Origin of the sequence: Micromonospora sp. NBC_01739, assembly GCF_035920385.1 — a bacterium.
Classification (GTDB): domain Bacteria; phylum Actinomycetota; class Actinomycetes; order Mycobacteriales; family Micromonosporaceae; genus Micromonospora.
The window spans coordinates 5,958,381-5,980,616 of record NZ_CP109151.1 but is presented as its reverse complement, the minus strand read 5'-3'; the positions used below and the strand labels follow the sequence as shown (position 1 = coordinate 5,980,616).

The 22,236-nt window shown below is 71.7% G+C and carries 20 protein-coding genes and 2 pseudogenes; 13 read left to right on the top strand and 9 right to left on the bottom strand.

All coding sequences use genetic code 11. The features are described 5' to 3' along the window. Window positions 1–27: 27 nt before the first annotated feature. A complete protein-coding gene (locus OIE53_RS27170; protein ID WP_327024274.1) occupies window positions 28–798 on the bottom strand; it encodes an isocitrate lyase/PEP mutase family protein in 771 nt (256 codons plus the stop codon). 128 nt (window positions 799–926) lie between these two features. On the opposite strand from OIE53_RS27170, the gene OIE53_RS27165 reads away from it, so the two are divergent. Next, window positions 927–1,475, top strand: a complete 549-nt coding sequence (locus OIE53_RS27165; protein ID WP_327024272.1) for a TetR/AcrR family transcriptional regulator — start codon at window positions 927–929, stop codon at window positions 1,473–1,475. A 34-nt stretch (window positions 1,476–1,509) separates the two neighbouring features. Continuing rightward, entirely contained in the window at window positions 1,510–3,750 is a 2,241-nt protein-coding gene (locus tag OIE53_RS27160) for an MMPL family transporter (protein WP_327024271.1), read from the top strand. Window positions 3,751–3,822: 72 nt separating this feature from the next. On the opposite strand, the gene OIE53_RS27155 is transcribed toward OIE53_RS27160, so the two are convergent. Then, window positions 3,823–5,079, bottom strand: coding sequence for an erythromycin esterase family protein (locus OIE53_RS27155; RefSeq protein ID WP_327024270.1), 1,257 nt, complete (start codon window positions 5,077–5,079; stop codon window positions 3,823–3,825). An 86-nt stretch (window positions 5,080–5,165) separates the two neighbouring features. Here OIE53_RS27155 and OIE53_RS27150 point away from each other — a divergent pair, with 86 nt between their 5' ends. Then, window positions 5,166–5,354, top strand: coding sequence for a DUF2795 domain-containing protein (locus OIE53_RS27150; protein WP_327024269.1), 189 nt, complete (start codon window positions 5,166–5,168; stop codon window positions 5,352–5,354). Between the two features lie 10 nt (window positions 5,355–5,364). On the opposite strand, the pseudogene OIE53_RS27145 reads toward OIE53_RS27150, so the two are convergent. Next, window positions 5,365–6,272: pseudogene (locus tag OIE53_RS27145) on the bottom strand (Gfo/Idh/MocA family protein). 143 nt (window positions 6,273–6,415) lie between these two features. Here OIE53_RS27145 and OIE53_RS27140 point away from each other — a divergent pair. Continuing rightward, window positions 6,416–6,802 carry a hypothetical protein gene (locus tag OIE53_RS27140; RefSeq protein WP_327024268.1) on the top strand — a complete coding sequence of 129 codons (387 nt, stop codon included), beginning with the start codon at window positions 6,416–6,418 and terminating at the stop codon, window positions 6,800–6,802. Beyond that, window positions 6,795–7,199, top strand: a pseudogene (locus tag OIE53_RS27135) (hypothetical protein); the annotation flags it as partial. The gene OIE53_RS27140 and the pseudogene OIE53_RS27135, both read left to right, overlap by 8 nt. 98 nt (window positions 7,200–7,297) lie before the next feature. Here OIE53_RS27135 and fabG read toward each other — a convergent pair. After that, a complete protein-coding gene (gene fabG / locus OIE53_RS27130; RefSeq protein WP_327024267.1) occupies window positions 7,298–8,056 on the bottom strand; it encodes a 3-oxoacyl-ACP reductase FabG in 759 nt (252 codons plus the stop codon). 140 nt (window positions 8,057–8,196) lie between these two features. Next, window positions 8,197–9,849, bottom strand: coding sequence for an alpha-amylase family protein (locus OIE53_RS27125; RefSeq protein ID WP_327024266.1), 1,653 nt, complete (start codon window positions 9,847–9,849; stop codon window positions 8,197–8,199). A gap of 61 nt (window positions 9,850–9,910) precedes the next feature. On the opposite strand from OIE53_RS27125, the gene OIE53_RS27120 reads away from it, so the two are divergent. Further along, on the top strand, window positions 9,911–10,501 hold the full coding sequence (locus tag OIE53_RS27120) for a DUF1349 domain-containing protein (RefSeq protein WP_327024265.1): 591 nt from the start codon (window positions 9,911–9,913) through the stop codon (window positions 10,499–10,501). A gap of 102 nt (window positions 10,502–10,603) precedes the next feature. After that, window positions 10,604–11,263 (top strand): DedA family protein, encoded by a 660-nt coding sequence (locus OIE53_RS27115; protein WP_327024264.1) that lies wholly within the window; start codon window positions 10,604–10,606, stop codon window positions 11,261–11,263. A 95-nt stretch (window positions 11,264–11,358) separates the two neighbouring features. Here OIE53_RS27115 and OIE53_RS27110 read toward each other — a convergent pair whose 3' ends face one another. Continuing rightward, entirely contained in the window at window positions 11,359–12,771 is a 1,413-nt protein-coding gene (locus OIE53_RS27110) for a carbohydrate-binding protein (protein ID WP_327024263.1), read from the bottom strand. A 266-nt stretch (window positions 12,772–13,037) separates the two neighbouring features. Here OIE53_RS27110 and OIE53_RS27105 point away from each other — a divergent pair, with 266 nt between their 5' ends. Continuing rightward, window positions 13,038–14,186 carry a carboxylate-amine ligase gene (locus OIE53_RS27105; RefSeq protein ID WP_327024262.1) on the top strand — a complete coding sequence of 383 codons (1,149 nt, stop codon included), beginning with the start codon at window positions 13,038–13,040 and terminating at the stop codon, window positions 14,184–14,186. Between the two features lie 13 nt (window positions 14,187–14,199). Further along, window positions 14,200–15,570 (top strand): FAD-dependent oxidoreductase, encoded by a 1,371-nt coding sequence (locus tag OIE53_RS27100; RefSeq protein WP_327024261.1) that lies wholly within the window; start codon window positions 14,200–14,202, stop codon window positions 15,568–15,570. Between the two features lie 28 nt (window positions 15,571–15,598). Here OIE53_RS27100 and OIE53_RS27095 read toward each other — a convergent pair whose 3' ends face one another. Next, window positions 15,599–16,405 (bottom strand): Fpg/Nei family DNA glycosylase, encoded by an 807-nt coding sequence (locus OIE53_RS27095; RefSeq protein ID WP_327024260.1) that lies wholly within the window; start codon window positions 16,403–16,405, stop codon window positions 15,599–15,601. A 185-nt stretch (window positions 16,406–16,590) separates the two neighbouring features. Here OIE53_RS27095 and OIE53_RS27090 point away from each other — a divergent pair, with 185 nt between their 5' ends. From OIE53_RS27090 to rocD, 4 genes are all read left to right on the top strand, one after another. Next, window positions 16,591–17,280 (top strand): SDR family NAD(P)-dependent oxidoreductase, encoded by a 690-nt coding sequence (locus tag OIE53_RS27090; RefSeq protein ID WP_327024259.1) that lies wholly within the window; start codon window positions 16,591–16,593, stop codon window positions 17,278–17,280. 160 nt (window positions 17,281–17,440) lie between these two features. Beyond that, complete coding sequence (locus OIE53_RS27085) at window positions 17,441–18,316, top strand: UbiA family prenyltransferase (protein ID WP_327024258.1); 876 nt, start codon at window positions 17,441–17,443, stop codon at window positions 18,314–18,316. 349 nt (window positions 18,317–18,665) lie between these two features. After that, window positions 18,666–19,481: a dimethylargininase gene (gene ddaH, locus OIE53_RS27080; protein ID WP_327027444.1), complete on the top strand. Its 816-nt coding sequence runs from the start codon at window positions 18,666–18,668 to the stop codon at window positions 19,479–19,481. Then, the gene (gene rocD / locus OIE53_RS27075; protein WP_327024257.1) at window positions 19,478–20,692 is read left to right on the top strand and encodes an ornithine--oxo-acid transaminase; all 1,215 of its coding nucleotides are present in this window, start codon (window positions 19,478–19,480) and stop codon (window positions 20,690–20,692) included. Before ddaH ends, rocD begins: the two co-directional genes overlap by 4 nt. A gap of 56 nt (window positions 20,693–20,748) precedes the next feature. Here the strand turns inward: rocD and OIE53_RS27070 are convergent, their stop codons facing one another. Both OIE53_RS27070 and OIE53_RS27065 read right to left on the bottom strand, forming a co-directional pair. Beyond that, the gene (locus OIE53_RS27070) at window positions 20,749–21,897 is read right to left on the bottom strand and encodes an FHA domain-containing protein (protein WP_327024256.1); all 1,149 of its coding nucleotides are present in this window, start codon (window positions 21,895–21,897) and stop codon (window positions 20,749–20,751) included. Continuing rightward, window positions 21,894–22,187, bottom strand: coding sequence for a 4a-hydroxytetrahydrobiopterin dehydratase (locus OIE53_RS27065; RefSeq protein WP_327024255.1), 294 nt, complete (start codon window positions 22,185–22,187; stop codon window positions 21,894–21,896). Before OIE53_RS27065 ends, OIE53_RS27070 begins: the two co-directional genes overlap by 4 nt. Window positions 22,188–22,236: the final 49 nt, after the last annotated feature.

Here is a 22,236-nt window from a genome sequence, read left to right as displayed (position 1 = left end):
CAACACAGCGATGTCTAGCGCGCGGTGTCAGGTGAGCCGGTCTCCGGCGGCCACCGAGGTGAGCAGTTCGGCGGTGTGCGCGTAGGTGGCCGCGTACAGGGCGGGGCCGTAGCTGATCCGGGCCACTCCCAGGGCGGCCAGCTCGGCCGGGGCGGGTGCCGCCGGGTGGGCCAGCACGTTCACCGGCGCCGCCACGGCCTCGACGAAGGTACGCAGGTCGGCCGGGTCGGCGAGCATGATCGGGTAGACGCAGTCGGCACCGGCGGCCAGGTAGCGCCGAGCCCGGCGGATCGCCTCGTCGAGTCGTCCGGCCGGCTCACCGTACCCTCGCAGGAAGACGTCCGTCCGGGCGTTGATCACGATCGGCACCCCGGCGGCCTCGGCCGCCGCCCGCACCCCGGCCAGCAGCTCGGCCTGGGCCCCGGGGTCCACCAGGTTCCCGTCGTACGGGTCGGAGTCCTCCAGGTTCAGCCCTACGGCTCCGGCGTCGAGCAGCCGTTGCACCAGTTCGGCCGGGGACAGCCGGTAGCCCCGTTCCAGGTCGGCGGTGACCGGCACCTCCACCGCCCGGGTGATCCGGGCGACAGCGGCGAGCATCTCCCCGACCGGGGTGCCCTCCCCGTCGGCGTACCCCAGGGACTGGGAGACGGCGGCGCTGGCGGTGGCGACCGCGGGGAAACCGGCCTGGACCACCGCCCGGGCTGAGCCGGCGTCCCAGACGTTCGGCAGCACCAGCGGGTCGCCGGGGTGATGCAGGGCACGCAGCGTGGCCGCCCGGTGGGCCGGGGAACTGGTCATGATGATGATTCTCGGCGATCGACAGAAGGCCGGCGGAGGTCCAATCCTCCGGCCGTGGTCTGTGGGGAAGGCCACTGATCTGACCGTTCGGTCAGCACCTGACCGAACGGTCAGGCATTCTGGTGGTCATGGCCCGCACCACCCCGCAGACCCACGACGAGATCCTCGCCGCCGCGGCGCGACGGTTCGGCGTCACCGGTTACCGGGGCACCTCCTTGCAGGACATCGCCAGCGAGGTGGGTTGCTCCAAGGCGGCTGTTCTCTACCACTTCGCCAACAAGGAGGCCATCCTCACCGAGCTGATGGCCCCGGCGATCGAGATGTTGCGGTCCCTCGACGAACAGATCGTGGCCCAGCCGGACCCCGCGCGGGCCCAGCAGGTCGCCGCCGAGGGGTTCGTGGACCTGGCGGTCCGCTTCCGGGGGGAGATCGCCCTGCTCCGTGGCGAGTTCCCGGAGTTGCTGCAACAGCCCGTCTTCGCGCACATCCAGCAGATCTCCGAACGGCTGGCCGATGCCCTGGCCGGGCGCTCCGGTCGGGCCGCCGCGCGGATCTGCGCCCTGGTGCTGCTCGCCGGCATCGCCGAGACCTGCGGCGAGTTCGCCGACATACCCGACGACGACCTTCGCGACGCCCTGCTGGCGTTGCTGAGGCGGGCCCTGGAGCCCGCCCGCTGACCCGTTGCACCATCACGACTGAGGGAAGGACCTCATGGCGACCCTGCTCTACCGGCTAGGCCGGGGCTCGATGCGCCGGCGGCGACTCGTCGCCGCGATCTGGCTCGTCGTACTCGTCGCACTCGGCCTGGCCGCGGCGACCCTGCGCAGCCCGACGGCCAGCAACTTCTCCATGCCCGGCACGGAGTCCCAGCAGGCCATCGACCTGCTGGCCGAGCAGTTCCCGGCGGCGGCCGGTGCCACCGGCACGATCGCCGTCAAGGCCCCCAACCCCGGCCAGCTGGGCACCCCTGAGGGGCAGGCGGTGGTCCAGACGGTCACCGAGGAGGCCACCACCGTGCCCGGGGTGCTCGGCGCGGTGAACCCCTTCCAGGTCGGTGCGGTCTCCCCCGACGGCCAGTACGCCCTGATCCAGGTGCAGTTCGGCGGCGGCGTCGACACGGTGACCGACGAGCAGCGGGACGCCTACGAGAAGGTCGGCGCCCAGGCGAAGGCCCAGGGCTGGCAGGTGGCCCCCGGCGGTGAGGTGCTCAACGCCGAACCCGAGGTGGGTTCCACCGAGGTCATCGGTGTCGCGGTGGCCCTCCTCGTCCTGATCATCACCTTCGGCTCGCTGGTGGCCGCCGGCATGACCATGCTCAACGCCCTGATCGGCGTCGGGGTAGGCATGGCCGGTCTGTTCGCCCTCAGCAGCGTCGTCGAGCTGACCAGCACCGCGCCGATCCTGGCGCTGATGCTCGGCCTGGCCGTCGGCATCGACTACTCGCTGTTCATCACCTCCCGATACCGGCAGAACCTGCTCGACGGGCTGCCCGCCGACGAGGCCGTGGGCCGGGCGGTCGGCACCGCCGGCTCGGCGGTGGTCTTCGCCGGAGCCACCGTGGTCATCGCCCTGGCCAGCCTGGCGGTGGTGAACATCCCGTTCCTGACCGTCATGGGTCTGGCCGCCGCCGGCACGGTGACCGTCGCGGTGCTGGTCGCGATCACCCTCCAGCCGGCCCTGCTGGGCTTCGCCGGGGGCCGGGTGCTGCCCCGGCGGCTGCGCTCCGTGGTCCCGGTGACGACCGAGGACAGTTCCCGGATCGCCGAGGGCGCCGGCAGCGCCTCGACCGACCACGCGGCACCGGAGGCGGCCACCCTGGCCGGTGAGGACCGCTCGGCCTTCGGGTTCCGCTGGGCCCGGCTGGTCACCAGGTTCCGCATTCCGGTGATCCTGGTCGGGGTGCTCGGGCTGGGGCTGCTGGCGCTGCCCGCGCAGGACATGCGGCTGGCCCTGCCGGACGCCGGCACCGCGCCGGCCGGCACCGCCGCCCGGGTCTCCAACGACCTGATCACCGAGGGCTTCGGGCCCGGTTTCACCGGCCGGCTCGCGGTCGTCGTGGCCGGAGACGACGCCCAGTCCACCGCGGCGGCGATCCCGCAGGTGACCAACCTCGTCCAGGGCACCGAGAACGTGCTCGCGGTGGCCCCGCCGCAGTTGAGCCCGGACGGCAAGACCGCCCTGTTGGGAGTGATCCCGCAGACCGGTCCGACCGACCCGGCCACCGAGACGATGGTGCACGACATCCGGGACGCCGTGGCCGAGGTGCCCGGCGCCGAGGTACTGCTGACCGGGGTGACCGCGGTCGGCATCGACATCTCGGAGAAGCTCTCCGACGCCATGCCGGTCTACCTGGGCCTGGTGGTCGGGCTGTCGATCCTGCTGCTGATGCTGGTGTTCCGCTCGCTGCTGGTGCCGGTCAAGGCCGCGCTGGGCTTCCTGCTCACCGTCGTCGCGACCTTCGGCATCACGGTGGCGGTGTTCCAACAGGGTCACCTGGCCGACCTGGTCGGCCTGGACACCCCGGGCCCCCTGATCAGCTTCCTGCCGATCCTGCTGATCGGCATCCTGTTCGGCCTGGCCATGGACTACGAGGTCTTCCTGGTCTCCCGGATGCGGGAGGACTTCGTGCACGGTGACACCGCCCAGCAGGCCACCATCAACGGGATGGGGCACGGTGCCCGGGTGGTAACCGCCGCCGCACTGATCATGACCGCGGTCTTCGGTGGCTTCGTCTTCCTCGACGACCCGGTGATCAAGTCGATGGGCTTCGCCCTGGCCATCGGGGTGGCGATCGACGCCTTCGTGGTCCGGATGACCATCGTCCCGGCGGTGATGTCCCTGCTCGGCAAGTCCGCCTGGTGGCTGCCGCGCTGGCTGGACCGGGCGCTGCCCAATGTCGACATCGAGGGCGAGAAGCTGCGCGCCCAACTCGACACCAAGGCCACGGTGTAAGGAAGGGCCCCCTGTTAACGCCTCGCGTATAGCAGGGGGCCCCTATTAACGTCGCGCGTACCCGGCTGGCGGTCACACGCCGGCCGGGTACGTCTCCATCTCCCCGGGGGTGGTCAGGGCGGGCAGGGGATGCAGGGCGGTCGTCTCGTCGCACCAGATGAAGGCGTCGTACCGCTGCCCCAGCCGGGTCGGCACGTAGTTGCCCCACGACTCGAACGAGGGGTCGTACACCACCCCGATGGCCCGGTGGTCGAGGGTGTCGGTGACCCAGCCCGGCTGGTCGGGGCCCTCGAAGACCAGCACCGCCCGCTTCGGCATGAGCTGGTGCAGCAGAGCCTCCACCGAACCGGCCCGCGCGGGCGGTACGACCATCGGCTCGGCCGGCGAGCCCCACCTTGGGGCCGCGATCACCGAGCCCCGCCACCCCCCGAAGCCGATCAGCACCACCTCGTCGGCGCCGTACCGTTCCCGCGCCAACTGGCCGATGTTGAGCATCCCGTCGGCGGCCATGTCGGTCGCCCGGGCGTCACCGATGTGGGTGTTGTGCGCCCACACCACCCCCCGGGCGTCCGGTCCGTAGCGCTCCAGCAGCCGATCCAGGGTGTCGGCCATGTGGCTGTCCCGCACGTTCCAGGACCCGGGACCACCGGCGACCATCTCCCGGTAGTAGCGTTCCGCGCCGGCCACCACCTCGGCGTTCTGCCAGGCCGAGAAGGCGTCCGGCCCGTCGCTGGCGGCGATCTGCCGGGTACGCGCCAGCAGCCGTACCACCTCCTGCTCGCAGCGGGCGGAGACGAACCGGCTGGCCAGGCCGTACTCCTCGACCCGTTTGCCGTACGGCTCGAAGCACCGGTACGCCTCCTGGGCGGCCTCCAGCGACGCCGGGTCCTCCTCGCCCAGGTAGTCGAAGATCGCCTGCATCGACTCCCACAGGCTGTAGACGTCCAAGCCGTGGAATCCCACCCGGGAGGCCTCGACCCGCTCGACGTTCCACGCCCGCAGCCAACTGCAGAAGCGGGCCACCTCGGCGTTGGCCCACATCCAGGTCGGCCAGCGTTCGAACCGTTCCAGGGCCACCAGCGGATCGACCGCGCCACCGGCCGCGCCGACCACACAGCGGTGCACCCGGTCGCAGTCCGGCCAGTCCCCCTCCACCGCGACGAAGTCGAACCCGCACTCGGCGATCAGCCGCCGGGTGAGCTGTTCCCGGATGCGGTAGTAGTCGTGGCTGCCGTGCGTAGCCTCCCCGATCATCACCACCCGAGCGTCCCGGGCTCGCTCCAGCAACGGGTCGAGGTCGCTCGGCGCACCGAGCCGCTGTACCAGCATGCCTGCGGCTACCCGGGACCCGCACGGGCAAACGCGAGGGTGCTCCGGTGGTGTGCCGAGGCGCTCGGGTGGGTAGAGCGCACGGTATGACCGACCGCGGCGGCGCCCTACCGGAGTACCTGGCGGGGCTGGAGTATCCGGTCTCCCGCGAGGACCTGATCCGCTGGTGCCAGGAGAACGGCGCCAGCACCGAACAGTTGCAGGCCGTACGGGCCCTGCCGGTGGACCAGATCGGCTCCGCCGCCGAGCTGTCCGACCTCCTGCCCGCCCGCTAGGGGCAATTGATCAGGGGTTCGGCAGGTCGATGACGGTCCCCAGGACGCGGGCGGTCTCCGCGGCGGCCAGCACCCCGACCACCTCCCGACCGAAGCGCACGTCGCACCGGTGATCCCGGGTGCCGGCGTCCACCTCCGCCAGCAGTTGATCGATCGCCACCCCGAAGGCGGTCGCCGCAGAGGCGCTCACCGGCGGCAGGGTTTCGATGCCGTTCGTCCCGTAGAAGGTGAATTCCGCCGCCACCGCGGCGGGCGGGGCGTCCAGGCTCAGCGACACCGTGCTGGTGGCACCGCCGGTGTGGGTGAGCAGCAGATGCACCAGGCCGCCCAGCCCGTCGCCGGCCGCCACCCGGGTCACCCGGCCCAGCACCGGCAGCAGGACCGCCAGGGCGTGCGGGCCGACGTCCCACAGGGCACCGTGTTCGCGCCGCCAGGCCGACTGGGCGTACGGGCTGCCGGGCTGGAAGATCGAGGCGAAGCGGATCACCCGGGCGGTGTGCCAGCCACCGGCGGCCGCCGCCGCAGCGATGAAACCGGCCACCTCCGGGTGGTACCGGCCGGTGAAGAAGACCACCGAGGCCACCCCCGATCCGGTGGCCGCCTCCACCACCCGGTCGGCGTCGGCGAGGGTCAACGCCAGGGGCTTGTCCAGCAGCAGGTGACGTCCGGCGGAGGCGGCCCGTACGGCGATCTCCGCCTGCACGTCCGGGGGCAGCGCCACGGCGACCGCCTCACACGCCTCGATCAACTCGTCTACCTCGTCGAAGGCCGGTACGCCGTACCGGGTGGCCAGCGCGGCGGCCCGATCCCGGTTGCGCCCCCACACCCCGACCAGTTCCGCCCTGGGGTGCGCGTCCAGTGCCGCCCCGTGCGTCTGGGCCGCCCAGTGACCCGTACGAACAACCCGAACCGCATCACCGGTACCTCCGCCCTCGTCTGCGCCCACGCTAGCCGTTGCCCGCCGAGCGAGTCGGCGCGCCGTACGGCGGGCGTGCCGACTCCTCTTACTACGCGGGTTAGTAGAGTGGGCCGGTGATCGGAACCAGCACCGGAGGGCTCAGGTGAACGCCGCCGGGTCACCGGTCGACGGCGTACTGGCCGTTGCCGCCATCGTGTTGTCCCTGCTGGTGGCCGGATGGGCGCTGATCGCCACGCTGCGCCACCGGCCCCCGGACTGGATTCAGTTGATCGGCCTGGGGGTCCTGGAACTGGCCCTGCTGGGGCTGGCCATCATGGCGGGGGTGGCCCTGGCCGGTGGCGACCAGCCCGGTGAGCCGGGCGCCTTCTTCGGCTACCTGGTCACCCTGGTCTGCCTGCCGCCGCTGGCCGGGGTGCTGGCCCGGATGGAACCGACCCGCTGGGGCTCGGCGATCGTCTGCGCGATCTGCCTGGTCACCCCGGTGGTCGTGGTCCGTCTCCAGCAGACCTGGGAGGTGCTCGGTGGCTGAGCCGGGTACCGCCCAGCCGCTGCGGACCAACAGCGGTCCCGGCCGGCTGCTGATCGCGGTCTACCTGGTCTTCGCCATCGCCGCCACCAGCCGCGCCACTTTGCAGATCGTCACCCGGTTCGACGAGGCCCCGCTGGCGTACCTGCTCTCCGCGCTGGCCGCGGTGGTCTACATCGTGGCGGCCGTGGGCCTGGCCCGGGCCGGACACGCCGGCCGTCGGGTGGCCCTGGCCTGCTGCCTCGTCGAACTGGTCGGGGTGCTGGGGGTGGGCGCCTTCAGCCTGGGCCGGCCGGACCTGTTCCCGGACGAGACGGTCTGGTCCGGCTTCGGCAGCGGCTACGGCTACATCCCCTTGGTCCTGCCCGTCCTCGGCCTGGCCTGGCTCTACAAGACCCGGTAAGGAAGGGCCCCTTCTTAACGCCTGGTGCATAGGAAGGGACCCTTCCTAACATCGGAAGAGCCGAGCCGACGTCGGCGGAGCGGCCGGGTGAGGGGTCAGTCCCGGGGGCCGCCGGCTACGTAGATCACCTGGCCGGAGACGAAGGACGCGCCCTCGCTGGCCAGGAACGAGATGGTGTGGGCGACATCCTCGGGTCGACCGACCCGGCGGACCGGGATCTCCGACTCGGTGTGCTTCTGCATCGCCTCGAAGTCGATCTTCATCCGGGCCGCAGTGGCGGCGGTCATGTCGGTGACGATGAACCCGGGCGCGACCGCGTTGACGGTCACCCCGAAGGGGCCCAACTCGATGGCCAGGGTCTTGGTCAAGCCCTGCATACCGGCCTTGGCCGCGGCGTAGTTCGCCTGCCCCCGGTTACCCAGGGCGGAGGTGCTGGAGAGGTTGACGATCCGACCCCACTTCGCCTCGACCATGTGCTTCTGCGCGGCCTGGCTGAACAGGAAGGCACCCCGCAGGTGTACGCCCAGGACGGTGTCCCAGTCGGCGTCGGTCATCTTGAACAGCAGGTTGTCGCGGAGCACCCCGGCGTTGTTGACCAGTACGGTCGGGGCGCCCAACTCGGCGACGACCCGGTCGACGGCGGCCTCCACCTGGGCCCGGTCGGACACGTCCGCGCCCACCCCGAGGGCCCGGCCACCGGCCGAGTTGATCGCGTCCACGGTTTCCTTCGTCGCCGACTCCTCGATGTCGACCACGGCCACGGCCAGGCCGTCGGCGGCCAACCGGCGGGCGGTCGCCGCGCCGATGCCGCGCGCGGCTCCGGTCACGATGGCGACGCGGGGCTCCTCCGACATGCTTACCTCCCGGTAACTTGGGCTCGATCGAAGGAGCTTAACCCAGTCGTACGCCCGATCAGGGCCGGTGAAGACGGGGCCGGAGAGCTGCCGGCCCCACCTTCGGTGTGCCTGGCTGCGGACGCTTTTCGACGCCCCGCCTACCGGTCGTGGCCCAGGCGGAGCCGGATCCACCGGTAACCGTGGCCGGCCAGCTTGAGCCGGTCCAGCTTGCCGAGGTCGTCGTAGTTGTGGTCGCTGAGCACGTCGATCGGCTGGTCCGCCTCCGGCGCCAGCGTGCTCAGGTCGACCTCTACGTCCTCGGTGCTCAGGTTGTGCAGGAAGACCATCGTCCCGGTGGGGCCGTCCGCCCGATGGGCCAGCACCCCGGGGGGCATCGGTACGTCGATGTGGGTGGTGCTGCCGGAGCCGGTCTCCGGTGCCTCCCGCAGGGTACGGATCATCCGTTCGAACCAGCCCAGCAGGGAACGCGGATCCCTGCGCTGGGCGGTGACGTTGACCTGCTGGTAGCCGTACTCCCCCTTGTCGATCACCGGGCGGATCAGCTTCTCCGGCTCGGCGGTGGAGAAGCCGGCATTATCCTGATAGGACCACTGCATCGGGGTACGGATGGCGTCCCGCCCCTCCAGGGACAGGTCCTCCCCCATCCCGATCTCCTCGCCGTACCGCAGCACCGGGGTACCCCGCAGCGAGAACTGCAGGGAGTAGGCCAGTTCGATGTGCCGACGGTCGTTGCCGAGCATGGGGGCCAGCCGACGGCGGATGCCCCGGCCGTACAACTGCATGTTCTCGTCCGGACCGAACCTGGCGAACACGTCGTTGCGCTGGTCGGCGGTGAGCCGGGACAGGTCGATCTCGTCGTGGTTACGCAGGAAGGTCGCCCACTGGCCGCCGGTGGGCAGCTTCGGGGTGTCCCGCAGCGCCTCGATGATCACCTCGGGGTCCTCGCGGGCCAGGGCCAGCATCAGTCGACCGTTGAGCATGAAGTCGAAGAGCATGTGGATCCGGTTGCCCGAGCCGCTGCCGTCGCCGAAGAAGGCCGGCAGCTGATCCGGCTCGACATTCGCCTCGGCCAGCAGGACCGCGTCGCCGCGCCGCCACTGCACATGCTGGCGCAGGTCGGTGAGGAACTCGAAGTCCTTCGGCGAGTCCGGGTTGCCGGGCTCGGTGCGCTCGATGATGAACGGCACCGCGTCCATCCGGAAGCCGGAGACACCGAGCTGGAGCCAGAACGAGGTGATCTTCTTGATCTCCGCTCGGACCTGGGGGTTCTCGATGTTCAGGTCGGGCTGGAACTTGTAGAAGCGGTGGTAGTACCAGGCCTTGGCGGTGCGGTCGTAGGTCCAGGTCTCGTGCTGTTCGCCCGGGAAGACCATGCCCTGGTGCCGGTCCGCCGGCTCGTGCTCGGACCAGATGTACCAGTCCCGGTACGGCGAATCCGGCGACGATCGGGCGGAGATGAACCAGGGGTGCTGGTCGGAGGTGTGGTTCACCACCAGATCGATGATCACCCGGATGCCCCGGTTGCTCGCCTGGTGCAGCAGTTCGGCGAAGTCGCCGAGGGTGCCGAGTCGGGGGTCGACGTTGTAGAAGTCGGTGGCGTCGTACCCGTCGTCCTCGTTGGGTGAGGGATGGATGGGGTTTAGCCAGAGGCAGGTGACTCCTAGCCGGGCGAGATAGTCGAGTCGACCGATCAGACCCTGGAAGTCACCCACCCCGTCGCCGTCGGAATCGGCGAAGGTGTCGATGTCGAGGCAGTACACGACCGCCTCCGAGTACCACCTGTCAGACATGCCCCCGTACCTTCTCCTCGGCCGGGCCACGGCAAACCCGACGGCCCGTTACGGTTCCGTGGTGCGAGACATCGATTGGTCCAGTGGCAGTTGGCATCGACGACCCGTGCAGGCGATCGAGGAGGCCGACGGCGGACTGCGCGTAGAACCGGGCCCGGGCAGTGACCTGTGGCGGCACACCAGCTACGGATTCGTGCACGACGACGCCCCGGCCCTGCTCGTCGACCTCCCGGTCGGCAGCGCGATGGAGGTGGACTTCCGGCTGGACTACGCCGAACAGTTCGACCAGGCCGGGGTCCTGGTGTGGGTGGACGACCGGAACTGGGTGAAGGCCGGGGTGGAGGTCAGCGACGGCCAGCCGCAGGTCGGGGCGGTGGTGACCCGGGAGTTCTCCGACTGGTCGGTAGCCCCGGTGCCGCAGTGGGCAGGCCGGGAGGTGACCGTACGGGTGAGCCGGGCCGGTGACGCCCTGACCGTACGCGCCCGCCCGGCCGGTGGAGAGTGGCAACTGGTCCGGCTGGCCCCGTTGCCCGCGGACGCGCCGGCCGCCGCCGGCCCCTACTGCTGCTCCCCCACCCGAGGCGCACTGACCGTGCGCTTCAGCGGCTGGCGGCAGGGCCCGGCCGACACGACCCTGCACCCACAGGAGTGACGACTCTGCAGCCGGGTGTCCACCGGGGCCGCACCGGGTAGGAACGTCGGTACGCCGCCTGCTCGCGGCGGGCTACGCCGACTACCCATCGGAGGCATCGCGATGGCGCTCGCCCAGGATGTCGACCCCAGTCAGCTCGGCGGCCTGACCGGCTGGGTGGCCGGGGTGATCGACGCGGCCGGACCGCTGGGGGTCGCCCTGCTGGTCGCCCTGGAGAGCATCATCCCGCCGATCCCCAGCGAGATCGTCCTGGCGATGGCCGGCTACCTGGCCGGCGAGGGCCGGTTCAACGTGGTGGTGGTGACCGTCGCGGCCACGGTCGGCTCGGTGCTGGGCGCCCTGGTGCTCTACTGGCTGGGCGCCGTGGTCGGTGAGGACCGGCTCAAACGCTGGCTCGACCGGCTGCCCCTGGTGGACCTGGAGGACCTGGAGAAGGCCGACCGGTGGTTCGAACGGTACGGTCGCTGGGCGGTCTTCTTCGGCCGGATGGCCCCGGTGGTCCGCAGTCTGGTCTCGATCCCGGCCGGAGCCAACCGGATGCCCCTGGTCGAGTTCGTCACCCTGACCACCCTGGGCAGCGCCCTGTGGAACGGCCTCTTCATCGCCCTGGGTTACGCCCTGGGCTCCCGCTGGGATCAGATCGACCGCTACAGCTCCTGGTTCGACTACGCCATCCTGGCCATCCTGGCCCTGATGATCGCCTCCTGGGCCATCAAGAAACACCGCCGCCGCACCCGCCCCCGAACCCCCTCCCACCCCTAAACCCCTCCCTCCCACCCCCGCCCTCGCCCCGCCCCGGGGGCGAGGGGGCCTGCTCCACCCCGGGAGGGCGGCGGGAGGGAGGGCTTGCTGGCAGGTCAGCGGCGGAAGTGGAACCAGTTGACGTTGACGAAGTCGTTGGGTTGGCCGCTGCTGAAGGTCAGATAGACCGTGCGGCGCCCGGTCACCGAGGACACGTTGCCCGGTACGGACCGCCAGCTCTGCCAGCCGCCGGTGTTCGCGATGGCGAAGCTGCCGATCGGGGTACCGGTCGGGCTGTCCAGCCGCACCTCTACCAGGCCACTGACCCCGCCCGCCGCACCGGAGGCGACCCGGGCCACGAAGTCACGCGGGCCGCTGGAGCCGAACTCGACATTGTCGTAGCGCACCCAGTCGCCGTTGCGCAGCGCGCCGATGTTCTGCCCGCCCTCGGAGCATGCCTCCACGAGCACGCCGTTCTGGGCGTTGAAGGACTCGGCCTGGATGGTCGCGTACGCGTCCCGCACCCCACCGGTCGGCGGTGGCGTGGTGGGCGGCGGGGTGCTGCCGCCACCTCGGCTGTAGACGGCCACGTAGTCGACCAGCATGGGTCGACCGGGCACGGTAGCCGAGGTGGGGGTGGTGCTGCCGGCCACCCCGTTCGGGAAGGCCCCACCCATCGCCACGTTGAGCAGCAGGAAGTAACCGGCATGGTTGGTCATCTGCGACCAGTACGGCTCACCGACCCGGGTCTGGCTGACGGTGTGGTAGAGCTGCCCGTCGACGTACCAGCGCAGTTGTTGCGGGCTGACCGAGGCGTCCCACTCGAAGCGGTAGGTGTGGAAGGCCGACTGGCAGGTGCTGCCCGGGCAGGCCCGGGAAGCACCGATGCCGTTGAACTCGTCGCAGGGCCCGCCGGGGGCCACCCCGCAGTGCAGCACCCCCCACACCGTGTTGAGCCCGTTGACGTTCTCCATCACGTCGAACTCGCCGATGCCGGGCCAGTTCTGGTAGTTGCCCCGGTACGGGGAGCCGAGGGCCCAGAAGGCCGGCCAGTAGCCGGCGGCGGCGGCCCCGGTGATATTCGGCATCTGGAGGCGGCCCTCGATGGCCAGCACCCCGCCGGTCGGGGCCTTGAAGTTGCTGCGGACGGTCTCGATCCGGGCCGAGGTCCAGTTGCCGGCCCCGTCGCGCAACGGGGTGATCCGGAGGTTGCCGGCACCGTCGTGGCTGATGTTGGCGGTGCTGTTGGTGTACGTCTGGATCTCGCCGGTGCCCCAGTTCGGCGGGCCGCCCGGGTAGCTGGTGCCGGTGTCGATGATCCAGTTGCCGGCGGACGGCAGGGTGCCGGCGGCACCGGTGAAGTCGTCGCTCCAGACCAGGCTCCAGCCGGACGGGGGCGGCGGCACGGCGGCGTCGGCGGTCGCGGTCAGCCCGGCCAGGCCGGTGGTGGCGGTGATGAGCAGGGCCATCGCCAGCGACAGCCGGCGTCTGGCGGGTAGGGCGGGCGCGGGCGCCGGGGTAGGGGTCATCGGTCTGCCTCTCTACGGGACGAGTGAGAGAGCGCTCTCTCGATGAGTTGTACGGCCCTCCCGGACAGTTGTCAATGTCGATAGGTTCGTCCGCGCCACCCACGCCGGACCGAGCAAGGGGCGCGCACACCCCGCGCCGCCATGAGGCGACAGACGAGCCGTACACCACGCGCGGGCGGCGTTTCCCTGGACCGGCACTGCGGGTAATTGCCGCCGCGACCCGGTGCGGACCTACCGCCCCGGCTTAGGTGCGGACGGTGGTGGCGATGGTCAGGCAGCCTGCGGTGGCTCCGAACCCTCCGGCGGAACAGACCGACCTGCTCACGGTGGGCGTCGAGGAGGAGTTCCTGCTCGTCGACCCGGACACCGGGGCTGCGGTGCCGGCCGTCGACGAGGTGCTGGAGCAGGTACCCCCGGAGTTGCGCGGGCAGGTGGAGCGCGAGTTCCAGACCAGTCAGATCGAGATCGGCAGCCCACCGGGGGTGGAGCTCTCCTCGATCCGGCACTCCCTGGGCCTGCTGCGGTCCGCCCTGGCCGAGGCCGCCGAGCGGGCCGGTGCCCGGCTGCTGGCGATCGGCACCGGGCCGGTGGACGGGCCGGTGCCGCCGGTGGTCGACAAGCCCCGCTTCGACCGGATGATCGAGCGGTACCGGCTGCTGGTCCCCGGGCCGGGCAACAACGGCATGCACGTCCACGTCGGGGTGCCCGACCCCGACACCGGGGTGCAGGTGCTCAACCACGTACGCCCCTGGCTGCCGATCCTGCACGCGATCACGGTCAACTCGCCCTTCAGCCGGGGGGAGGACACCGGCTACGCCAGTTGGCGCTCGATCGAGTGGGAACGGTGGCCCTCGGTGGCCCCGACCCCCTACCTGGCCTCACACGAGCACTACCGACGGTTGATCCGCCAGCTGATCGCCAGCGGGGTGATGCTCGACGAGGGGATGCTCTACTGGTACGCCCGACTGTCGGCCAAGTACCCGACGGTGGAGCTGCGCATCGGTGACGTCTGCCCCACGGTGGACGACGCCGTCCTGGTCGCCGCCCTGGTCCGGGGCCTGGTGGCGACCGCGTTGGACGACATCGCCGCCGGTCGGCCGCCCCTGCCCACCGACCATCACCTGCTGGTCGGCGCGCACTGGCGGGCCGCCCACGACGGGCTGGAGGGCTCGGCGGTCGACCCGACCAACGGTGAGCTGCGACCGGCCTGGGACCTGCTGCACCAACTCGTCGGGCGGCTCGGGTCGGCCCTGGAACGCCACGGTGACCACGCCGAGGTGACCGGGCTGCTGGAGGGGTTGCGCGAGCACGGCACCGGCGCGGCGCGGCAGCGGATGGCGTACGCCCGGACCGGACGGTTGGAGGATGTGGTGGCGCAGGTGGCGCGACAGACCCGGGGCGAGGCCCCGGCCTGACAGGAGGGTTGCCGTGGCCGAACGTTTGATCGTCATCGGTGGCGACGCTGCCGGGATGGCGACCGCCGCCCAGGCCCGACGGCGTCGGGACCGCCAGGATCTGGAGATCGTCGCCTTCGAGCGGGGGCACTTCACCTCGTACTCGGCGTGTGGGATCCCGTACTGGATCAGCGGGTTGGTGCCCGAGGCCGAGCAGTTGATCGCCCGGGACCCGGCGACCCACCGGGAGAAGTACGACATCGACGTACGGCTGCGCCACGAGGTGGTCGCGATCGACCTGGACCGTCGCGAGGTGACCGCAGTGGACCTGGAGGGCGGCGGCGAGGTCCGGGAATCCTTCGACCTCCTGATGTACGCCACCGGGGCGGTGCCGACCAAGCCGGACTGGGCGCGTACCGAGGCCGCCGGGGTGTTCGGGGTGCAGACCCTGGACGACGGCTCGGCGCTGCGCGAGTGGCTGGACCGCGACCCGCAGCCCCGCAGCGCGGTGGTGGTCGGCGGCGGCTACATCGGGGTGGAGATGGCCGAGGCCCTGGTACTGCGTGGGCTGTCGGTCACCCTGGTGGAGCGGGGCGAGCAGCCGATGTCCACGGTCGACCCCGACATGGCCGGGCTGGTCGCCGACGCGATGCGCGGGCTGGGGGTGGACATCCGTACCGGGGTGCAGGTCACCGGGCTGTCCGAACGTGACGGCCGGGTGGCCGCCGTGGAGACCGACGCCGGCCCGATCCCGACCGACCTGGTCGTCCTGGGCCTCGGCGTACGCCCCAACACCGCCCTGGCCGAGGCGGCCGGTCTGCCGCTGGGTCCTACCGGCGGGCTGCGGGTGGACCGCCGGATGCGGGTGCTCGGGGTGCCCGGGGTGTGGGCCGCCGGGGACTGTGTGGAGACCCTGCACCGGGTCAGCGGGATGCCGGTGCACGTACCCCTGGGCACCCACGCCAACAAGCAGGGCCGGGTCGCCGGCATCAACATCGGGGGCGGATACGCCACCTTCGCCGGGGTGATCGGCACCGCGGTGACCAAGGTCTGTGAGCTGGAGGTGGGGCGTACCGGGCTGCGTGAGCAGGAGGCCCACGCGGCCGGGTTCGAGTTCGTCTCCGTGATCGCCGAGTCGACCAGCAGGGCCGGCTACTACCCGGGCGCCCGCCCGATGACGGTCAAGCTGCTCGCCGAACGGCCCAGTGGTCGCCTGCTGGGGGCCCAGATCGTCGGCTGGTCCGAGGCGGCCAAGCGGATCGACACCTTGGCGGTGGCGCTGTGGAACGGGATGACGGTGGACGACATGACCGCCCTGGATCTCGGCTACGCCCCGCCGTACGCCCCGGTCTGGGATCCGGTGCTGGTGGCCGCCCGCAAGGCGGTCGACGCCCTGGCCCGCTGACCCCTCGCGGCGCTGATGGTGCCCTTCCTCACCGCTGGCAGCGGGGGCACCAGTAGAGGTTGCGGGCGGCGATGGTGCCTCGGCTGATCGGGGTGGCGCAGATGTGGCAGGGCTGGCCGGGGCGGCGGTAGACGTACACCTCTCCCCCGTGCCGGTCCACCCGGGCCGGGCGGCCCATCGCCTCGGGCAGGTGCTCGGCCCGGACGGTGTCGATCCGGCCGGTGGTCACCGCCAGCCTCATCAGCTCCACCAGGTCGGCCCAGAGGGCCGCCCAGTCGGGGCGGGTCAACGCCCGGCCGGGCAGGGTGGGCGGCAGTCCGGCCCGGAACAGGGCCTCCGTCACGAAGATCAGCCCGGTGCCGGCCACCACGGCCTGGTTCAGCAGCAGTGCCGCCAGGGGGGTCGAGCTGCGGGAGATCCGGTCGTACCCCCGCTGGGGGTCGGCGTCGGGGCGCAGCGGGTCGGGGCCCAGGCGGGCGCGTAAGGTCGCCGCCTCGGGTGGGGTCAGCAGTTCGCAGGCGGTCGGCCCGCGCAGGTCGAACCAGTGCCGGTCACTGGTCAACCTCAGTCGGATCTGCCCCACCGGCTCCGGCGGCTCACCCGCACCGTCGGTCACCTTGCCGTACAGGCCCAGGTGCACGTGCAGGATCCGCTCACCGGCGTAGTGGTGCAGCAGGTGCTTGCCGTACGCCTCGGTGCCCTCCAGCACGCTGCCGGAGAGCAGGGCGGCTCCCTCGGCGAACCGGCCCTGCGGGCTGGCGGCGAGGACCTTGTCCCCGGCGAACAGCTCGGCGTGCCGGGCCGCCAGGCGATGAATGGTGTGTCCCTCTGGCACGGTTGCCAAGCGTAGCCAGCGGAACCTCACTCGGATCGGGCCCGGCACCCGGAGCCCGGGAGTTGGCGCAGCGGGGCCGGATCCGACTACCGAACGGTAACGATTCGGCCGGGCTGTCTGGTTCAATTGCCGGTCGGGCCGACGGCATTCTGAGCAGTGGGTCAGCGGCAACGAGGACGGTGGACATGACGGATCGGGTGCGCCGTGCGGTACTGGTCGGCAACAGCGACGGCATCGGGTTGGCCTTCACCCGGCGGCTGCTGGCCGACGGGTGGCGGGTGGCCGGACTGTCCCGCCGGGACAACGTCATAAACGTCCCCACGTACACCCACCACACCGTCGACGTGACCGCGTCGGACTACCCCGAGGTGCTGGCCAAGGCGATCGACGAACTGGGCGGGGTGGACCTGTGCGTGTACGCCGCCGGGGTCGGGGAGCCGATCGACCTGGCCGACCTGCCCGCGCAGACCCACACCTTCGAGGTGAACCTGTTGGGTGCGGTACGCACCGTGGCCACTGTCGTGCCCCGGATGATCGATGCCGGCGAGGGGCACTTCATCGGGATCTCCAGCCTTGCCGACCGGATGGTCTCCAGCGGATCTCCCGGCTACGCCGGAAGCAAGGCCGGTCTGTCGTCGTACCTCCTGGGGTTGTCCCGGCCCCTGCGTGACCGGGGGGTGAGTGTGACCACGGTCCGGTTCGGGTTCGTGGACACCAAGATGGCCAAGGGCCCGGTACGCCCCCTGATGATCTCGGTCGACCGGGCGGTGGAGATCCTGGTCCGGTGCGTACGCACCCGGCCCGTCCTGGTCTCCCGACCTCGCCGGATGGCCCTGCTCACCTCGGCGCTGGCCACCTTCACCCGCCCTCGCTGACCGGGGCGGCGCTGGGGCGGAAAGCCGCTGGTCAGGAGCACTGCCGGGCACGGGAGTGTCGGCAGCGGGATGGCTGGGTACCTCCGAGGACATCAGGCGTGGGTGATGGCGACTCCTGGGGCTCGCGGCACCCCGCACGCACCTGTCAGGAGGTACAGCCATGAGATTTCCTTCGCTGTCGCGCCGTACGGAGCCCGCGCCCTCGACGGTCGAGGAGGACACCGACCAGGGCGGCGCGGTCGCCACCGACACCCGGGACACCGACACCAGGAGCCCGGAGGCCCGCCGCCCGGAGAGCCGCACGGCCGACGCCCGGAGCACGGAGGCCCGGACGGCCGACACCCGGAGCAGGGACGTCCGCGCCGACGGGTCGGAGCCTGGCGCTGATGCGGCGCGGGGATCCGCTGCTGCGGACCGCACCCCCAACGAACGGGCGGCCGCCGCCCGGGCCGCCACCGCCCGATCCGGGGTCGACGGTTCCCGTCGGGCCCGCAACGCCCCACCGGCCATCCGGTCGGACCTGGACCAGCACACCACCCCGGACCGGTCCGCCCCGCGCGCCGCCACCGCGGCCCCCGCCGTGACCGCCTCGGACACCACCCTCGCGCCGGACACCACCCGCGAGACCGAGCGGGACCGCGACGGCGTCGGGCCGGTCCGCACCGCCGACCGGGAGTCGGCACCGGATGCCCCGCCGGCCCCCGTCGGGCCGCGGCCCCGGGCCAGTCTGCTGGCCACCTTCGGCCTGGTGGTCGGGCTGGCCGGGCTGGGGTTCGTGCTCACCGGCACCCTCGCCGGCTACGGCATCGCCCTGGGCGCGATCGGCGCGATCCTCGCCGTCCTAGGGATGATCAGCACCCGGCGGCGGCACATCGCCGGCAAGTCCGACGCCCTGCTGGGGATCGCCTTCGGCCTCGGTGCGGTGGTCGTCGGGGTGCTGGCGATGACCGGCATGTACGACTGGCCGAGCACCGACGGTGACCTGGTGGCACGCTTCCGCGAGTGGCTTGATTCACAGTTTGCCGATCGCTTCTAGTGGGCACATTTCGGCCCGCCGGTGGTGCACCGGCGCCCGGCCGGCGAGTTACCGGCCACAGCCCGACCAGTTCTGGTGGTTCACCAGCCGGGCGCACTCCTCGTCAGGGGCGGCGACTTCGCCGCCCCTGATCGCTGTCCAGGCCCCGGTTCCGCCCGCCGCCGACGGGACCAGTAGGCCGACGCAACGAACCGCCGCCGGAACTCCACCACACGCAACGAACAGTCGTTCATCGCAATACTTTGCGGTGGATCGTGCGAGTCGGGGCCGCATAGCGTTGAACCACGCGCCAGCCCGTGGGCCGACCGTGGCCAGGGCGCGCGGAGACCCTGGGAGCAGGACAATGACGATGGACGCCACCCGCCAGCACCTTCTGATGTGCCGGCCGACGTACTTCGCCGTCGATTACGCGATCAACCCCTGGATGGACCCGACCGCCCCGGTCGACACCGAACTGGCCATCCGGCAGTGGGAACAGCTGCGGCAGGTCTACCGGGATCTGGGCCACACCGTCGAGGAGATCACCCCGCTGCCCGGCCTGCCGGACATGGTCTTCGCCGCCAACGGCGGCACCGTGATCGACGGCAAGGCCATGGCGGTGCAGTTCCGCGATCCGCAGCGCGCCGACGAGGCCCCCGCCTACCGCGCCTGGTTCGAGGAGGCCGGCTTCGAGCTGTACGACCCGAAGCACGTCAACGAGGGTGAGGGCGACATCCTGCTGGCCGGTGACCACCTGCTGGCCGGCACCGGATTCCGTACCGCGCACGCCTCCCACGCCCAGTTGCAGGAGGTCTTCGGCTACCCGGTGATCACCCTCCAGTTGGTCGACCCCCGCTTCTACCACCTGGACACCGCGCTGACCGTGCTCGACGAGCAGACCCTGGCGTACCTGCCGGAGGCCTTCTCCCCCGGCAGCCAGGCGGTGCTGCGTCGACTCTTCCCGGACGCGCTGCACGCCACCATGGCCGACGCCGAGGTGCTCGGCCTCAACGCGGTCAGCGACGGCCGGCATGTGGTGCTGCCCGTGCAGGCCACCGGCCTGGCCGCCAAGCTGCGGGACCGGGGCTACCAGACCATCGGGGTCGACCTGTCCGAGCTGCGCAAGGCCGGCGGTGGACCGAAGTGCTGCACGTTGCGACTGCGTCAGGGAAAGGCGAGCCGATGATCGAGGACATGCTGCGGACCCCGGCCGCGGTGCAGGAGGCGCAGCGCCACACCGCGCACAACTACCACCCCCTGCCGGTGGTGATCGCCTCCGCCGAGGGTGCCTGGGTCACCGACGTGGACGGCCGGCGCTACCTGGACTGCCTGGCCGGCTACTCGGCGTTGAACTTCGGTCACCGCCACCCGGCCCTGATCGCCGCCGCCCACGCCCAGCTCGACAAGCTGACCCTGACCAGCCGGGCCTTCATCCACGACCAGTTCGCCGACTTCTGCCGGGAACTGGCCGCCCTGTGCGGCAAGGACCTGGTGCTGCCGATGAACACCGGGGCCGAGGCCGTGGAGACCGGGATCAAGGTGGCCCGCAAGTGGGGCTACCAGGTCAAGGGGGTACCGGCCGGTCAGGCCACCATCGTGGTCGCGGAGGGCAACTTCCACGGGCGTACGACCACCATCGTGAGCTTCTCCACCGATGACGACGCCCGCGCCGACTTCGGGCCGTACACCCCGGGTTTCAAGATCGTCCCGTACGGCGACCTGACCGCGCTGGCCGAGGCGGTCGACGAGACCACCGTGGCGGTGCTGCTGGAACCGATCCAGGGCGAGCAGGGTGTGGTGGTGCCCCCGAACGGCTACCTGCCCGGGGTGCGGCAGCTCTGCACGGAGCGCAACGTGCTGTTCATCGCCGACGAGATCCAGTCGGGTCTGGGGCGTACCGGGGCCACCTTCGCCTGCCAGCAGGAGGGGGTCGTGCCGGACATGTACCTGCTGGGCAAGGCCCTCGGCGGGGGCATCGTGCCGGTCTCCGCGGTGGCGGCCGACGCCGAGGTGCTCGGGGTGCTCCAGCCGGGCCAGCACGGCTCCACCTTCGGCGGCAACCCGCTGGCCTGCGCGGTGGCCACCGAGGTGGTCCGGCTCCTGGCCACCGGCGAGTTCCAGCGCCGCTCGACCGAACTGGGCGAGCGGCTGCACGCCGGGTTGCGCGCCCTGATCAGCAAGGGCCTGGTCGCCGTACGCGGCCGGGGTCTGTGGGCCGGGTTGGACATCGACCCGGCGCTGATGAGCGGCCGGGAGGCCTGTGAGCGGCTGATGGAACGCGGGGTACTGGCCAAGGACACCCACGGCTCGACCATCCGGCTGGCCCCGCCGTTGACCATCACCGCCGAGGAGATCGACCACGCCCTCGACCAGTTGGCGGCCGTCCTGGCGGGCTGAGCAGCCGAACCGACGGGGTGGGTGCCAGGTCCCGGCCCCACCCGCGTCGGGGCGTCTCAGCGGGGCAGGCGCATCGCCATCGTCGGGGCCTCGGACATCACCGAGTCGGGGTTGTACGGCGCACCCGCCGGCAGTTCGGCCGGGCGACCCAGCTGCACCCCCGGGTACAGCTCCACCATGTCCCCGTTGGCCAGCACCCGGGACTGTTGCGGGGCCAGCGGGATACGGTCCGCCTCCGCCATCGAGGCGGTCGGGCGGATGCCGGAGCCGTTGGTGCTCACGTCGGTGACCACCACCTCGTCGCCGCGCAGCTCCAACCGCAGGTGGCTGCGGCTGATCCAGCGGCGGGCCTCGTCGTTGAGCCACTGCCCGAGGGTGATGCCGCCGGTGCCCTCCGGGGCCCGGCCGACCAGCACCGGCTGCTCCTCGGTCAGGACGAACCGGCGTCGGATCAGCCCACCGACCCGTACCGCCAGGACCTCGCTGCGGGGGCGGGGACCGGCGTCCCGCAGTCGGGCGCCGTGCCGGGGGCAGGTCGGTACGCCGTTGCGCAGCGACGGCGGCGGCTGACCGGCCGGGGCGCGGTCCACCCGGGCCAGGTCGGCGAAGGCCCCGCCGCCGCCCCCACCGCCGAACAGGTTGCACCCGGACTCGGAGCAGCGCCACTGCCGCGCGAGCAGTTGCGCCGCGAACGGGGCGGGTGGCCCGGCCGCCGGGGTGTGGCCACCACCGACATGGGCGATGAAGACCGGCCCGCCGGCCCCCGGTACCGGGGCCACCACCCGACCGGGCTGCTCGGCCAGCCACGGGAACCGCCCCCGCAGGCCGTCGAAGCGCACCCGGCTGAGCACCGGCAGGCCCAGCAGGTCGGCCACCTCCAGCATCCGGTCACCGGGGTTGTCCAGGACCTCGACCAGGCCGTCGTCGGCCCAGCGACGCACCACCATCCGCTCGTTGGAGGTCAGGTCGGCGTCGGAGAGCACCCCCCGGTGCACCACCGCGTAGACCGGGACGGTGTCCTCCTCCAGGCTGCGCGCCAGGGCGTCGATGACCATGCCGAGGCGCAGGGTGTTGGCCGGGCGGCCACCATCCAGGTCCTGATACCGGATGATCTCGGCCAGATCGACCACCGCGCGGACCAGCTGCGGATCGGTGCAGACCCGTCCCTCGATGGCGTCCAGCACCTTGCTGATCTCGAACCTCATCGGGGCCCTCCCACGATCTCGTCGATCCGCCGAGCCAACTCGATGTCCCGCCCGGTGACCCCGCCGGCCGAATGGGTCACGCAGCGGAAGGTGACCGTACGCCAGCGGATGTCGATGTCCGGGTGATGGTCCAGCTCCTCGGCCGTCACGGCGACCCGGTCGACCAGCCCGATGGCGTCCGGGAAACCGGCCAGCTCCACGGTGCGGGTGATCCCGGTGGAGTCGTACGACCAGCCCGCCAGCTGACCCAGCTCGTCTCGTACCGCCTCAGCGGTGAGCACCTCTGCCATGGGCCCGACCCTACCGCTGACCTTGCCCACGACGCCGAGCAGCAAGGAT

Bases quoted from the DNA above. Each gene is read 5' to 3' on its own strand.
- OIE53_RS27105 (WP_327024262.1), top strand. From the start codon at position 13,038: ATGGTCAGGCAGCCTGCGGTGGCTCCGAACCCTCCGGCGGAACAGACC.
- OIE53_RS27070 (WP_327024256.1), bottom strand. From the start codon at position 21,897: ATGAGGTTCGAGATCAGCAAGGTGCTGGACGCCATCGAGGGACGGGTC.
- rocD (WP_327024257.1), top strand. From the start codon at position 19,478: ATGATCGAGGACATGCTGCGGACCCCGGCCGCGGTGCAGGAGGCGCAG.
- OIE53_RS27160 (WP_327024271.1), top strand. From the start codon at position 1,510: ATGGCGACCCTGCTCTACCGGCTAGGCCGGGGCTCGATGCGCCGGCGG.
- OIE53_RS27170 (WP_327024274.1), bottom strand. From the start codon at position 798: ATGACCAGTTCCCCGGCCCACCGGGCGGCCACGCTGCGTGCCCTGCAT.
- ddaH (WP_327027444.1), top strand. From the start codon at position 18,666: ATGGACGCCACCCGCCAGCACCTTCTGATGTGCCGGCCGACGTACTTC.
- OIE53_RS27065 (WP_327024255.1), bottom strand. From the start codon at position 22,187: ATGGCAGAGGTGCTCACCGCTGAGGCGGTACGAGACGAGCTGGGTCAG.
- OIE53_RS27115 (WP_327024264.1), top strand. From the start codon at position 10,604: ATGGCGCTCGCCCAGGATGTCGACCCCAGTCAGCTCGGCGGCCTGACC.
- fabG (WP_327024267.1), bottom strand. From the start codon at position 8,056: ATGTCGGAGGAGCCCCGCGTCGCCATCGTGACCGGAGCCGCGCGCGGC.
- OIE53_RS27165 (WP_327024272.1), top strand. From the start codon at position 927: ATGGCCCGCACCACCCCGCAGACCCACGACGAGATCCTCGCCGCCGCG.
- OIE53_RS27085 (WP_327024258.1), top strand. From the start codon at position 17,441: ATGAGATTTCCTTCGCTGTCGCGCCGTACGGAGCCCGCGCCCTCGACG.
- OIE53_RS27125 (WP_327024266.1), bottom strand. From the start codon at position 9,849: ATGTCTGACAGGTGGTACTCGGAGGCGGTCGTGTACTGCCTCGACATC.
- OIE53_RS27110 (WP_327024263.1), bottom strand. From the start codon at position 12,771: ATGACCCCTACCCCGGCGCCCGCGCCCGCCCTACCCGCCAGACGCCGG.
- OIE53_RS27150 (WP_327024269.1), top strand. From the start codon at position 5,166: ATGACCGACCGCGGCGGCGCCCTACCGGAGTACCTGGCGGGGCTGGAG.
- OIE53_RS27155 (WP_327024270.1), bottom strand. From the start codon at position 5,079: ATGCTGGTACAGCGGCTCGGTGCGCCGAGCGACCTCGACCCGTTGCTG.
- OIE53_RS27090 (WP_327024259.1), top strand. From the start codon at position 16,591: ATGACGGATCGGGTGCGCCGTGCGGTACTGGTCGGCAACAGCGACGGC.